This window comes from Citrobacter sp. CK202 (assembly GCF_030333225.1).
GTDB lineage: Bacteria > Pseudomonadota > Gammaproteobacteria > Enterobacterales > Enterobacteriaceae > Citrobacter_B > Citrobacter_B koseri.
Genome location: NZ_JAOWGI010000028.1, coordinates 1 through 12,757 on the forward strand (window position 1 = coordinate 1; position 12,757 = coordinate 12,757).

General features: G+C 51.7%; 12 protein-coding genes and 2 tRNA genes. 8 read left to right on the plus strand and 6 right to left on the minus strand.

What is annotated here, in order from left to right; genetic code table 11:
- Nucleotides 1-2 precede the first annotated feature (2 nt).
- Together OGX84_RS16065 and dkgB are read left to right on the plus strand one after the other, a co-directional pair.
- Nucleotides 3-79: transfer RNA gene (locus OGX84_RS16065), tRNA-Asp, on the plus strand.
- A gap of 163 nt (nucleotides 80-242) precedes the next feature.
- Nucleotides 243-1,046: a 2,5-didehydrogluconate reductase DkgB gene (dkgB, locus tag OGX84_RS16070; RefSeq protein WP_112001152.1), complete on the plus strand. Its 804-nt coding sequence runs from the start codon at nucleotides 243-245 to the stop codon at nucleotides 1,044-1,046.
- 24 nt (nucleotides 1,047-1,070) lie between these two features.
- On the opposite strand, the gene yafC is transcribed toward dkgB, so the two are convergent.
- A complete protein-coding gene (yafC, locus tag OGX84_RS16075; protein ID WP_012133790.1) occupies nucleotides 1,071-1,985 on the minus strand; it encodes a DNA-binding transcriptional regulator YafC in 915 nt (304 codons plus the stop codon).
- A 299-nt stretch (nucleotides 1,986-2,284) separates the two neighbouring features.
- Here yafC and OGX84_RS16080 point away from each other — a divergent pair, with 299 nt between their 5' ends.
- On the plus strand, nucleotides 2,285-3,085 hold the full coding sequence (locus OGX84_RS16080; RefSeq protein WP_024130650.1) for an endonuclease/exonuclease/phosphatase family protein: 801 nt from the start codon (nucleotides 2,285-2,287) through the stop codon (nucleotides 3,083-3,085).
- 76 nt (nucleotides 3,086-3,161) lie between these two features.
- Nucleotides 3,162-3,932, plus strand: coding sequence for a class I SAM-dependent methyltransferase (locus tag OGX84_RS16085; RefSeq protein ID WP_071260099.1), 771 nt, complete (start codon nucleotides 3,162-3,164; stop codon nucleotides 3,930-3,932).
- A gap of 48 nt (nucleotides 3,933-3,980) precedes the next feature.
- Here OGX84_RS16085 and mltD read toward each other — a convergent pair whose 3' ends face one another.
- Nucleotides 3,981-5,348 carry a murein transglycosylase D gene (mltD, locus tag OGX84_RS16090; protein WP_047458772.1) on the minus strand — a complete coding sequence of 456 codons (1,368 nt, stop codon included), beginning with the start codon at nucleotides 5,346-5,348 and terminating at the stop codon, nucleotides 3,981-3,983.
- 71 nt (nucleotides 5,349-5,419) lie between these two features.
- The gene (gloB, locus tag OGX84_RS16095) at nucleotides 5,420-6,175 is read right to left on the minus strand and encodes a hydroxyacylglutathione hydrolase (RefSeq protein ID WP_286458173.1); all 756 of its coding nucleotides are present in this window, start codon (nucleotides 6,173-6,175) and stop codon (nucleotides 5,420-5,422) included.
- Nucleotides 6,176-6,208: 33 nt separating this feature from the next.
- Between gloB and OGX84_RS16100 the strand changes: the two genes are divergently transcribed.
- Nucleotides 6,209-6,931, plus strand: a complete 723-nt coding sequence (locus OGX84_RS16100; RefSeq protein WP_199971261.1) for a class I SAM-dependent methyltransferase — start codon at nucleotides 6,209-6,211, stop codon at nucleotides 6,929-6,931.
- Here the strand turns inward: OGX84_RS16100 and rnhA are convergent.
- Complete coding sequence (gene rnhA, locus OGX84_RS16105; protein ID WP_012133784.1) at nucleotides 6,928-7,395, minus strand: ribonuclease HI; 468 nt, start codon at nucleotides 7,393-7,395, stop codon at nucleotides 6,928-6,930. The genes OGX84_RS16100 and rnhA overlap by 4 nt on opposite strands.
- 64 nt (nucleotides 7,396-7,459) lie before the next feature.
- On the opposite strand from rnhA, the gene dnaQ reads away from it, so the two are divergent.
- Complete coding sequence (gene dnaQ / locus OGX84_RS16110) at nucleotides 7,460-8,191, plus strand: DNA polymerase III subunit epsilon (RefSeq protein ID WP_024130648.1); 732 nt, start codon at nucleotides 7,460-7,462, stop codon at nucleotides 8,189-8,191.
- Between the two features lie 133 nt (nucleotides 8,192-8,324).
- Nucleotides 8,325-8,401, plus strand: a tRNA-Asp gene (locus OGX84_RS16115).
- Between the two features lie 115 nt (nucleotides 8,402-8,516).
- Here the strand turns inward: OGX84_RS16115 and OGX84_RS16120 are convergent.
- Nucleotides 8,517-9,287, minus strand: a complete 771-nt coding sequence (locus OGX84_RS16120; RefSeq protein ID WP_047458766.1) for an amidohydrolase — start codon at nucleotides 9,285-9,287, stop codon at nucleotides 8,517-8,519.
- Between the two features lie 107 nt (nucleotides 9,288-9,394).
- Nucleotides 9,395-11,842 (minus strand): acyl-CoA dehydrogenase FadE, encoded by a 2,448-nt coding sequence (gene fadE, locus OGX84_RS16125; RefSeq protein WP_286458174.1) that lies wholly within the window; start codon nucleotides 11,840-11,842, stop codon nucleotides 9,395-9,397.
- 238 nt (nucleotides 11,843-12,080) lie between these two features.
- Here fadE and lpcA point away from each other — a divergent pair, with 238 nt between their 5' ends.
- Nucleotides 12,081-12,659, plus strand: coding sequence for a D-sedoheptulose 7-phosphate isomerase (gene lpcA / locus OGX84_RS16130; protein ID WP_024130646.1), 579 nt, complete (start codon nucleotides 12,081-12,083; stop codon nucleotides 12,657-12,659).
- Nucleotides 12,660-12,757: the final 98 nt, after the last annotated feature.

Below are 12,757 nucleotides of genomic sequence, written 5' to 3' on the forward strand. Positions count from 1 at the left end.
GTGGAGCGGTAGTTCAGTTGGTTAGAATACCTGCCTGTCACGCAGGGGGTCGCGGGTTCGAGTCCCGTCCGTTCCGCCACTTATTAAGAGCCCTGAGCTAACGCTCAGGGCTTTTTTCTTGCCTGCTGTTCCATTATTGCTTATTTCGCAAAAATCCTCTGCGTTCTACGATCTTTTTCCGCATAAAAACAACCGCGATAATCCCTCCTCAGTTAACGACACAACAATTAATGAGGAACTTAATGACAATCCCTGCATTTGGTTTAGGTACTTTTCGCTTGAAAAACGATGTTGTTATCGCATCGGTCAAAACAGCGCTGGAACTGGGCTATCGTGCAATTGATACTGCACAAATCTATGATAATGAAGCGGCTGTTGGTCAGGCGATTGCCGAAAGTGGCATCCCGCGCGGCGAGCTGTACATCACCACCAAGATCTGGACTGAAAATCTCAGCAAAGAGAAGCTGATCCTGAGTCTGAAAGAAAGTCTGGAAAAACTGCGCACTGATTATGTGGATCTGGCATTGATCCACTGGCCGTCACCAAACGATGCGGTATCTGTCGAAGAGTTCATGCAGGCGCTGCTGGAAGCAAAAGAGCAGGGACTGACGCGCAAAATCGGTATTTCTAACTTTACTATCCCGTTGATGGAAAAAACCATTGCCGCTGTCGGCGCAGAAAACATTGCGACTAACCAGATTGAACTGTCTCCGTATCTGCAAAACCGCAAGGTCGTGGATTGGGCAAAACAGCATGGAATTCACATCACCTCTTACATGACGTTGGCTTATGGTAAGGCACTGAAAGATGAAGTGATTGCCCGTATTGCCGCTAAGCACAATGCGACTCCGGCGCAGGTGATCCTTGCATGGGCAATGGGAGAAGGCTACTCCGTAATTCCTTCTTCCACTAAACGTGAAAACCTGGCAAGCAACCTACTGGCGCTCGATCTGCGTCTGGATGCCGAAGATAAAAAGGCGATTGCCGCACTGGACTGCAACGATCGCCTTGTCAGCCCGGAAGGTCTGGCGCCAGAGTGGGACTGATCGGCTAACATTCTCTCTGTATCCTTAACCCTCTTTTACAGCTCCTTCGGGGGCTGTTTTTACATGATCGCTGAGAAAATCGATAAATGCCCGAATGCGGGTACTGACCGCACGATCGCTGTAATAAACGGCACTGAAAGGCATCTCTACCGGTAGGCGCTTATCGGCCATCAGCTCCACAAGCTCTCCCCGCGCGATTTCTTTATCAATCATATAGTCAGACAGGCAGGCGATCCCGTTACCACTCAGACAAAGCTGCTTGAGCGTCTCACCGCTATTTGACGACAGACCGCTGCTGATTTCATGGAGTTGTCCGTCGCTGCATGCTACAGGCCATGTATTGAGCGAAGCCGGTTCAGTGAATCCGAGACATAGATGCTGTTTTAACTCTTCAATGGTTTCGGGTTTGCCAAAGCGGGCAATATAATCCGGCGACGCGATAATCTTTCGATAACTGGTAAAGAGCGGGCGGGCGCGCAGGCTTGAATCGGTCAGCGTCCCGGCACGTATGGCGACATCGACCTTTCGTTCAATCAGATTGATGAATGTTTCTGAGGAAACCAGTGATAGCGTCATTTCTGGATAACGCTCGCGAAAAGGCTTAACCAGCGGCATCAGAAAGTGCAGTATCACCGGCGTGGCGGCGTCGATACGCAACAGACCGCGTGGAGTGCTTCGCGTTTCCATCACCTCCGTTTCAGCGGCGGCCATGTCTTGTAGTATTGACTGCACGCGACGAAAATAACGTTCGCCTTCTTCCGTCAGACTCAACTGGCGTGTTGTGCGATTAAGCAGACTCACGCCCAGTTTCATTTCCAGCTTTTTGACCGCCCGGCTGACCGCAGAATTCGCCTGTCCAAGTTGCTCCGCAGCGCGGCTAAAGCTACCGCTTTCGACTACGGCAACAAATATCACGAGTTCTTCTGAAGTGGCTTTCATTTTTGCACCTGAAGCAAAATTACATTGATATTTTGGCTATTTTTTCATTAAAACATCCTGGGCTGTTGGTTTCAATCTGCGCGTGAGGTGTGGTGGCCGGAGCGCCTGTTCTGACGGCGTTAACCTGTGATCGGTTGGATAGGCCAGTTCGCGCTGTTCCTGGTTAAATTTACGGAGGTAAGCGCTTGCTTACAAAACAATATGTAACTGCTCGTTGAAAGTGTGAGCTAAAATCCCTATAACAGAATAACCAGTCCGTGCCCGGGCTGGTTGACGTTACAGAGGTTTTAAAGTCAAACGTGCGAAAAAATACTTATGCCATGCGCTATATTGCCGGACAACCCGCCGAGCGGATTTTACCGCCTGGGTCGTTTGCGAGTATTGGCCAGGCATTACCCGCCGGAGTGCCGTTAAGCAGTGAAGACCGCATTCGGATTCTGGTGTGGAATATCTTTAAACAGCAGCGGGCCGAATGGTTATCGGTGCTGAAAAACTTTGGCAAAGATGCGCACCTGGTTTTATTACAGGAAGCGCAAACCACGCCCGAACTGGTGCAGTTTGCGACCGCTAACTATCTTGCCGCCGATCAGGTTCCCGCTTTTGTGTTACCTCAGCATCCTTCGGGTGTTATGACGCTTTCTGCTGCTCATCCCGTCTACTGCTGCCCGCTGCGCGAACGTGAGCCCATCTTACGTCTGGCGAAGTCAGCGCTGGTGACCGTTTATCCTTTGCCTGATACGCGATTGTTGATGGTGGTAAACATTCACGCCGTTAACTTCAGTCTTGGGGTGGATGTGTATAGTAAGCAGTTACTTCCTATTGGCGATCAAATTGCGCATCACAGCGGCCCGGTGATTATGGCCGGTGATTTTAATGCCTGGAGCCGACCACGAATGAACGCACTGTATCGCTTTGCGCGCGAGATGTCCCTGCGGCAGGTGCGTTTTACTGACGATCAGCGCCGACGGGCGTTTGGCCGTCCTCTTGATTTTGTGTTTTATCGAGGTTTAAACGTTAGCGAGGCTTCCGTACTGGTCACGCGCGCGTCCGATCATAACCCGCTACTCGTTGAATTCAGTCCCGGCAAACCTGAGCAATAAGGTGTGTCAGGTCTGCCGTGGGGCAGACCTGAAGTGGTGCTGCCCTTTATTTTGCAAACAACCAAAGGACAACACGATGACAACACACTCCCACCATGACAACGTCGAAAAGCAGTTTGGCTCTCAGGCAAATGCCTATTTAACCAGTACCGTTCATGCTTCTGGTCGTGACTTACAGCGACTGGCGGAACGGCTGTCCTCTTTTCCGCATGCCAGCGTACTGGATATGGGATGTGGCGCCGGGCACGCCAGTTTTATTGCTGCGCAGAACGTAAAGCAGGTGGTGGCTTACGATTTGTCTTCGCAGATGCTTGAGGTCGTCGTACAGGCGGCGAAAGAGAAAGGTTTAGAAAATATCGCGACCCGACAGGGGTATGCTGAAAATCTGCCGTTTGAGGATCACGCTTTTGATGTTGTGATTAGCCGCTATTCTGCACATCACTGGCATGATGTTGGGCTGGCACTGCGTGAAGTCAACCGGGTTCTGAAAGCGGGTGGCGTGTTGATTATGATGGATGTGATGTCGCCTGGGCATCCGGTGCGCGATATCTGGTTACAGACTGTAGAAGCGTTACGCGACACTTCTCATGTACGTAACTACTCCAGCGGTGAGTGGCTGTCTCTGGTGAATGATGCGAATCTGATTGTCGATACGTTGTTAACGGACCGCTTACCGCTGGAGTTCAGTTCATGGGTAGCGAGAATGCGTACGCCTGCGGCGCTGGTTGAGGCTATTCGTTTGTATCAGAAGAGCGCATCCGCGGAGGTAAAAGCGTATTTCGCTTTGCAGGAGGACGGTTCGTTTACCAGCGATACGATTATGGTTGAGGCGCATAAAGCGGCATAAATAAAAAAGGCACTGGGGGGAAACCAGTGCCTTTTCTGAGTCATGCTATCAGGAGTCAGGTGTGCTGCTGTTCTTCACAAACAACGTTAGCTGATCGCCTGGTTGCAGATTTGCTGTATCGCTGTTCCAGCGCATCACATCTTTGATGTTCACCCCGTGACGTTTGGCGATACTCGAAAGCGAATCACCTTTCCGCACACGATAGGTAATGCTATCGCTGTTGTTGGCCAGACGCTGTGCGCTACTGCCTGCGCCAATCGTCAGACTTTGGCCCACTTTCAGGTTAGATCCGCGCAGACTATTCCACTGCTGCAAATCTTTCGTGCTCACGCCAAGGCGTGCCGCGATGCCGGAAAGCGTATCGCCAGAGCGAACTTTGTAGCTACGGCTGTTCAGCGGCGTATTGTCTGCGACCAGCGTAGACTGTACGGCAGCAATTTCGCCTGAAGCCAGAGACTCACGCAGTTGTTCTGCATGCTTCTTTGGCACCATCACGTACTGTGGGCCGCTAACGCCTAGCGTAGAGCCTTTCACGCCAGCATTAAACGCCTTCAGCTTGGTGACGGACATGCCCGCCATATCTGCAACCTGCGCCATCTCAACCGGGCTGCTCAAACGAACGCGCGCCAGCGCACGGCTTTCGTCTGTGGTTGGCAGACGCACGCCATAGCGTTTGCTGTTTTTGAGAATATCGCTCAATGCCAGCATTTTTGGCACGTACAGCTTCGTTTCCTGAGGTAACGAAAGCGACCAGAAGTCGGTGGCTTTGCCACGCGCCTTATTCGCTTTGATTGCCTTCATCACGCGACCTTCGCCGCTATTATAAGCTGCAACGGTCAACAGCCAGTCGCCATCAAACATCTTATTCAGACGCTGCATCATATCTAACGCGGCCGTTGTGGAAGCCACAACGTCACGACGCGCATCATAATTGCGGGTCTGTTTCAAACCATAATTGCGCCCTGTGCTCGGAATGATCTGCCAGATGCCTGCGGCATTGGCGCCAGACGTTGCGTGAGGGTCAAAAGCGCTCTCCACTATGGGTAGTAGTACCAGTTCCATCGGCATGTTACGTTTCTTAACCTGCCCGGCTATCCAGTACATATACGGCTCTGCCCGTAAAGTTACATCGTGGAGATAGCTCTTATTGCGTAAATACTTCTGTTTCTGTTCGCGTATCCGGTTGTTCTCCGGAATTCCCATCTTTAGCTCGTCGCCAATGAAAGCCCACAAGTCTTGATCTGGCGCGAGAGACGTCCCATCGTCCATCCATCGTGCCTGACTCGTAAACTTTCCTGCTTCCCCTTGACCAGCTGCAGAAAGGCTCTGTGCGTGCTGTTGGACGTTGCCAGTGTTCTGAGACGACTGGCACCCCACAAGCAGGACAGAGGCGAGTAATATCGCTTTTGCCTTCATGTGTGTGTCAATAGTTGCTTAAAAGACGACCGATCATAACGGCGAAGTTCGCCAATGACAAGTAGGAATTGTCAGAAGCTGTCTTTCTTTGACCTTAACCAGGCAAAACGCTCTTCAGGTTGTTGCAACTTTGTTTCTTTGTTTATTTCATTAATTAAATCAGCATCTTCCGTTCTCAAAAAAATATTATTTTTCCGCTCATTTTTCAGAATTACGGGGAGTGTAATTTGGTTTTTTGCGCGTAACTCATTAACTTTACGATAATATTCATTTATGAACGAATCGTGCGGTAGGATGCTCAATGCAAACTTCATGTTTGCTAAAGTATACTCATGTGCGCAACAAATCAGTGTATCGTCAGGAAGGGCGCTGATTTTTTTAAGTGATTGATACATCTGTGAGGCTGTACCTTCAAACAGGCGTCCACAACCTCCAGAGAAAAGGGTGTCGCCGCAGAAAAGGTAAGGATGACTAAAGTAACAGATATGTCCTAAAGTGTGACCCGGTGTGGCAAATATACTAAATTCATGCCCTAAAACGAGGGCGCTATCGCCATCTTTGACTACGTGCGTGGTTCCCTTATCTTGTGTTTCTGCCGGTCCGTAAACCACTACGTGCGGAAAATGTTGAAGAAGTTCTTTCACGCCGCCAACATGGTCGTGGTGATGGTGAGTGAGGAAAATCGCTTCCGGCTGCCAGTTCTTCTCTTTGATGGCGTTTAGCACGGGAGCCGCTTCGCCAGGATCAACGATCAGACAACGTCCTTCATTATTACTCAGAACCCAGATGTAATTGTCCTGAAATGCGGGAATACTGTTAAGATTCATAAATTACCTCTTAGTGCGTAGCGGAAGGTTGTGATGAAACCGGCAAGGATCCCTCAAACAGTCATAGCTCCCCATCGCTGGGGCGATTTGCCCTGGGGTGAATACTATCGTGAGGCGCTGGAGCATCAGCTTAACCCGTGGTTCGCCAAAATGTATGGTTTTCATTTGCTTAAAATTGGTAATTTAAGCGCAGAAATCAACTCTGAAGCGTGCGCCGTTTCTCATCAAGTCAATATTTCCCTGCAAGGCGCGCCCGTCCAGGTTCAGGCCGATCCCTTACATCTTCCCTTTGCCGATAAGTCTGTTGATGTTTGTCTGTTGGCGCATACGCTACCGTGGTGCGTCGACCCACATCGGTTACTGCGTGAAGCCGACCGGGTGTTAATTGATGATGGCTGGCTGGTTTTGAGTGGTTTTAACCCGATTAGCCTGATGGGTCTGCGTAAGCTGGTGCCCGTCTTGCGTAAATCTTCACCTTATAACAGCCGGATGTTTACGCTGATGCGCCAACTGGACTGGCTCTCGTTATTGAATTTTGAAGTGCTGCACTACAGCCGTTTTCATGTTTTACCCTGGTCAAAGCAAGGGGGAAAGCTGCTGAGCATGCATATTCCGGCGCTGGGCTGCCTGCAACTGATTGTGGCGCGTAAGCGAACCATCCCGCTTACGCTTAACCCGATGAAACAAAATAAAAGCAAAGCGCGGATTCGCCAGGCCGTGGGCGCGACCCGGCAATACCGTAAGCCAGACGCTTAAGCCTCTGCCTGATAGCCAACGTCTTCCTGCGTAGGATTCATCGCTGCCGCACGCGCCAGCTCATCACAACGTTCGTTTTCAGGATGGCCGGCATGGCCTTTTACCCATTCCCATTTGATTTGGTGTTGGCCCAGCGCGGCATCAAGGCGCTTCCAGAGATCGACATTCTTTACCGGCTTTTTCTCTGCTGTTTTCCAGCCGCGCTTTTTCCAGTTGTGGATCCATTGCGTAATTCCCTGACGGACATACTGGCTGTCCGTGCTTAATGTGACTTCACAATGTTCTTTTAACGCTTCCAGCGCGACGATGGCCGCCATAAGCTCCATGCGATTGTTAGTTGTGAGGCTATATCCTTCACTAAAGGTTTTTTCATGGCCGCGATAGCGTAAAATAGCGCCATAACCACCAGGACCTGGATTTCCCAGGCAAGAGCCATCGGTGAAAATTTCTACCTGTTTAAGCATCTCTGGTAGACTTCCTGTAATTGAAATCGATCGTAAAACGACAAGTTTGACATAAATGACCGCTATGAGCACTGCAATTACACGACAGATCGTCCTCGATACCGAAACCACCGGTATGAACCAGATCGGCGCCCACTACGAAGGCCATAAGATCATTGAGATCGGTGCAGTCGAGGTCGTGAACCGCCGCCTTACCGGCAATAACTTCCACGTCTATCTAAAACCGGACCGACTGGTGGACCCGGAAGCGTTCGGCGTACACGGTATTGCGGATGAATTTCTGCTCGATAAACCCGTTTTTGCCGATGTGGTTGACGACTTCCTGGAGTATATCCGTGGCGCGGAACTGGTGATCCATAACGCATCGTTTGATATCGGCTTTATGGATTATGAGTTCGCCAAGCTCAGTCGTGGTATTCCGAAAACAAGCGAGTTCTGCAAAATCACCGATAGCCTGGCGCTGGCGAGGAGGATGTTCCCCGGCAAGCGTAACAGCCTTGATGCGCTTTGTTCACGCTATGAGATAGATAACAGCAAACGTACGCTGCACGGCGCATTGCTCGATGCCCAGATTCTGGCCGATGTCTATCTGGCGATGACCGGCGGGCAAACGTCGATGGCCTTCTCAATGGAAGGGGAAACGCAGCAGCAGCAGGGTGAAGCGACAATCCAGCGTATTGTCCGTCAGGCCAGCAAGTTACGCGTTGTTTTAGCGACTGATGAAGAGCTGATGGCGCATGAGTCGCGTCTCGACCTGGTGCAGAAGAAAGGCGGAAGTTGCCTCTGGCGAGCGTAATTCGGGGTTTTACGACGTAAAAATAGCCGTCCGGGTGATTTTTACAGCAAACGATTCAAAACGTGAGAAAAACCGTTGACGAGGTGCAAGGCAATCCGTAATATGCGCTTCGTTCCCAAGAGGAACACAACGCGGAGCGGTAGTTCAGTTGGTTAGAATACCTGCCTGTCACGCAGGGGGTCGCGGGTTCGAGTCCCGTCCGTTCCGCCACTATTCAGAAAGCCTGAATCAGAAATGATTCAGGCTTTCGTCGTTTTAGCCTTCAACAAAAATTATCCTTCTCTGTAGAAATGCCAGAATCGTTGCAGAGAAGGATGAACAATCATCAGCGTAACGTGAATGGGTCGGCGTCCTGCCATGCCGGAAATTTCTCGCGGTATTCCCGTAACGCCGTGAGTGACAGGTCTGCATCAATACGTGTCGCCTGATGTGGCTCGGCGGTGGCGATAATCTCTCCTTGCGGGTTAATCACCCGGCTGTCCCCACGGTAATGGTGCCCGTTGCCGTCAGTGCCAACACGGTTGCAGCCTGCTACATAGGCCTGATTTTCAATCGCGCGTGCGGTGAGCAGCGCCTGCCAGTGTAGCGAACGTGGAGCAGGCCAGTTCGCTACATACAGCGCCAGGTCATAATCATTAAGATTGCGGGACCATACCGGAAAACGCAGGTCATAACACACTAACGGCAGAATACGCCAGCCGCGCCATTCAACGACAACACGTTTATCGCCCGCTTGGTAATGATGATGTTCATCCGCCATGCGGAACAGATGGCGTTTATCATAGCAATGAACGTTGCCGTCAGGTTCAACCAGTAAAAAACGGTTTACCGGGCCACGTTCGGTTTGCAACGCAGCGCTGCCCGCAATCAGGGCATCAGTCTGTTGTGCTTTGGCCTGCATCCAGTCGATCGCATCTTCTTGCGGGAGTGACTGAAGTGCGGCTTCCATTGCAAAACCGGTGGTAAACATTTCAGGTAAAACAATGACGTCACGTCCGGTGATGGTTTCCAGCAGTCTGTCAAAATGACGTAAATTGGCCGGACCGTCCATCCAGACCAGCGGTTGTTGCAACAGGGTAATTTTCAAACCAGGCACGATCGGGGCTCCTCGTTGAACAGCATTTTTACACTGTAGCATGAGCATCAACGAAAATGTGGCAATAAAAAGCCCCGCAGAAGCGGGGCTTTCAGGGGAGGTGAGGATTAAGCGGCTTCGACTTTACGCACTTGCTTCTCTGGCAACTTTACCGGCTGAGTCGCCAGCGCGTCGGCATCAAAATCATCAACGTTAATGCTGCGCAGACGGCTTTCTTCCGCTTTCACCAGAATGGCGGCTTCATCGTTATCAATCAGCCCTTTTGCCAGCGCGTTATGCGCCAGTTCATCCAGACGGGTAAACGGCAGATTTTTACCCAGCTCTTTGCAGATCCGCTGGTGGATAGGATCTGCCGCTATTACGTCCAGCAGCGCTTCTTCCAGCAAGCCGACCGGGTTATGCTCGCTCGGCGTCAGGTATTGACCGCGACCGATACGTGAACGGGTTGCGCTCGGTACTTGTAGAATCTGCGCGACCTTATGATCCAGCTTGTCGGAAGGGGCAAGGTAGTGACGACCGGTTGGGAAGATCACCACGTTCAGCAGACCCGCAACAAAACGGTTCGGGAAGTTTTGCAGCAGTTCATCCATCGCTTGCTCCGCCTGATACAACGCATCCTGTACGCCCCAGTGCACCAGCGGCAGATCGGCTTCGTTACGGCCTTCATCGTCATAGCGTTTCAGCACGGCGGAGGCCAGATACAGCTGACTTAAAATATCGCCCAGGCGTGCGGAGATACGTTCACGACGTTTCAGGCTACCGCCCAACACCGCCATTGAGACATCAGACAGCAGGGCCAGGTTGGCGCTCAGTCGGTTAAGGTGCTGGTAATAACGTTTCGTTGCGTCGCTGGTCGGGGTGTAGCTGGTCAGGCCGCGGGTCAGACCGAGCCAGAAGCTGCGTACTTTGTTGCTACCGAAATGGCCGATATGTTTAAACAGCAGATTGTCGAACGCATTCACATCGTTGCTTTGTGCGGCGGCCATCTCTTCCAGAACATACGGATGGCAGCGAATCGCCCCCTGACCGAAGATCATCATGCTGCGGGTCAGGATATTCGCACCTTCAACGGTGATGGCGATAGGCGCCCCCTGGTAAGAACGCGCCAGGAAGTTGCTTTCGCCGAGCATAATGCCTTTACCACCGGTAATGTCCATTGCGTCGATGATGGACTGCTGGCCGCGATGGGTACAGTGGTACTTGACGATAGCTGACAGCACCGCCGGTTTTTCACCCAGCATAATGCCGTAGGTAATCAGCGACGCTGCGGCGTCCATTACGTAGGCGTTACCGGCAATGCGCGCCAGCGCCTCTTCAATACCTTCCATCTTGCCGATAGAGATTTTGAACTGGCGACGAATATGGGCATATGCCCCGGTTGCCAGCGCGACAGATTTAACCCCGCCGGTCGAGTTGGACGGCAGCGTGATACCACGGCCTACCGACAGGCATTCCACCAGCATACGCCAGCCCTGGCCTGCCATCTTCGGCCCGCCAATGATGTAGTCGATCGGCACAAAGATATCTTTGCCGTGCGTAGGCCCGTTCTGGAACGGTACGTTCAGCGGGAAGTGACGGCGACCAATTTCTACGCCAGGCGTTGAGGTCGGGATCAGCGCACAGGTGATACCCAATTCTTCTTCGCCACCCAGCAGTTTTTCCGGGTCAGAGAGTTTAAAGGCCAGGCCCAGCACGGTCGCGATAGGGGCCAGCGTAATGTAACGTTTGTTCCAGGTCAGGCGCATACCCAGCACCTGCTGGCCCTGCCATTCGCCCATGCAGACGACGCCAGTATCAGGAATTGCGCCCGCATCGGATCCCGCTTCCGGGCTGGTCAGCGCGAAGCAAGGGATCTCCTGACCACGCGCCAGACGCGGCAGGTAATGGTTTTTCTGCTCTTCAGTACCGTAGTGTTGCAGCAGTTCACCTGGGCCTAATGAGTTAGGCACGCCCACGGTAATCGCCAGAATCCCGGAAACGCCGGAGAGTTTTTGCAGCACGCGAGACTGCGCATACGCCGAAAACTCCAGGCCGCCATACTCTTTCTTGATGATCATCGCGAAGAAGCGATGCTCTTTCAGGTAGTCCCACAACTCCGGCGGCAGATCGGCTAATTCGTGCGTGATCTGGAAATCATTCGCCATACGGCAGGCTTCTTCTACCGGGCCATCCAGGAACGCCTGTTCTTCAGCGGTCAGATGCGGTTGCGGATAGTTGTGCAATTTTTTCCAGTCAGGTTTGCCCTGGAAGAGATCGCCTTCCCACCATGTTGTACCGGCATCAATGGCCTCTTTCTCCGTGCGCGACATCGGCGGCATCACTTTACGGAAGCTACGAAACGCTGGCGCAGAGATCATCGACTTACGCATCGGCGTAACGTTAAACGGTACGAGGATAATGGCCAGAGGAACCAGCACCCAGATAGACCACAGGCCAGCAACGCCCAGCGCGGCTGTCCATGCGAGTAAAATCAGGCTGCTGAGGAATAAGCTCACGCGGTGATAAAACAGCGCGCCGAGCAGAACAACCGTTGCGAGAATACTCAAAATCATCATAACGAAAAGCTCCCTTGCTTGTAGGAGGTCTGACCACTTGTGATGATATGGTTGTAGTGGATGTCATTTCTTTTAGCAATGTGTTTACAAAATAATTACAACGAAGCTCACATTGTTGCCGTTTTCACCGGCACAAAAAATCAAAAGCCAGCGGCATTCCTGTGGCTTGTGCTTCTCGCTTTCTGCGCTATCCGGTACACTGCATCTGTCAATTACATTCATGCTGAAGGATATCCTCATGTACCAGGATCTTATTCGTAACGAACTGAACGAAGCGGCGGAAACGCTGGCCAATTTTTTAAAAGATGAAGCCAATATTCACGCTATTCAGCGCGCGGCGGTCCTGCTGGCAGACAGTTTTAAAGCGGGTGGCAAGGTACTTTCCTGCGGTAACGGCGGCTCTCATTGCGACGCGATGCATTTTGCCGAAGAGCTGACCGGTCGCTACCGTGAAAACCGTCCAGGCTACCCGGCGATCGCTATTTCTGACGTCAGCCATATCTCCTGTGTCAGTAATGATTTTGGTTACGACTATGTTTTCTCTCGCTACGTTGAAGCGGTTGGCCGTGAAGGGGATGTGCTGTTAGGGATCTCAACTTCGGGCAACTCTGGTAACGTGATTAAAGCGATTGCCGCAGCACGCGAGAAGGGAATGAAAGTCATCACCCTGACCGGGAAAGACGGCGGTAAAATGGCAGGGACGGCGGATATTGAAATTCGCGTGCCGCATTTCGGTTATGCTGATCGTATTCAGGAAATCCATATCAAAGTGATTCATATCCTGATCCAATTGATCGAAAAAGAGATGGTTAAGTAAGCGGATAATTCTTTACTGTGTTTTTGCCGGATGACGACGTTAAAGCGTCTTATCCGGCCTACATTTGATTTGTCCAGGCCTGATAAGCGCAGCGCCAT

What these genes read in the sequence shown, in the direction of transcription:
- dkgB (WP_112001152.1), top strand. Translation starts at nt 243, where the DNA reads ATGACAATCCCTGCATTTGGTTTAGGTACTTTTCGCTTGAAAAACGAT.
- yafC (WP_012133790.1), bottom strand. Translation starts at nt 1,985, where the DNA reads ATGAAAGCCACTTCAGAAGAACTCGTGATATTTGTTGCCGTAGTCGAA.
- OGX84_RS16085 (WP_071260099.1), top strand. Translation starts at nt 3,162, where the DNA reads ATGACAACACACTCCCACCATGACAACGTCGAAAAGCAGTTTGGCTCT.
- mltD (WP_047458772.1), bottom strand. Translation starts at nt 5,348, where the DNA reads ATGAAGGCAAAAGCGATATTACTCGCCTCTGTCCTGCTTGTGGGGTGC.
- gloB (WP_286458173.1), bottom strand. Translation starts at nt 6,175, where the DNA reads ATGAATCTTAACAGTATTCCCGCATTTCAGGACAATTACATCTGGGTT.
- OGX84_RS16100 (WP_199971261.1), top strand. Translation starts at nt 6,209, where the DNA reads ATGAAACCGGCAAGGATCCCTCAAACAGTCATAGCTCCCCATCGCTGG.
- rnhA (WP_012133784.1), bottom strand. Translation starts at nt 7,395, where the DNA reads ATGCTTAAACAGGTAGAAATTTTCACCGATGGCTCTTGCCTGGGAAAT.
- dnaQ (WP_024130648.1), top strand. Translation starts at nt 7,460, where the DNA reads ATGAGCACTGCAATTACACGACAGATCGTCCTCGATACCGAAACCACC.
- fadE (WP_286458174.1), bottom strand. Translation starts at nt 11,842, where the DNA reads ATGATGATTTTGAGTATTCTCGCAACGGTTGTTCTGCTCGGCGCGCTG.
- lpcA (WP_024130646.1), top strand. Translation starts at nt 12,081, where the DNA reads ATGTACCAGGATCTTATTCGTAACGAACTGAACGAAGCGGCGGAAACG.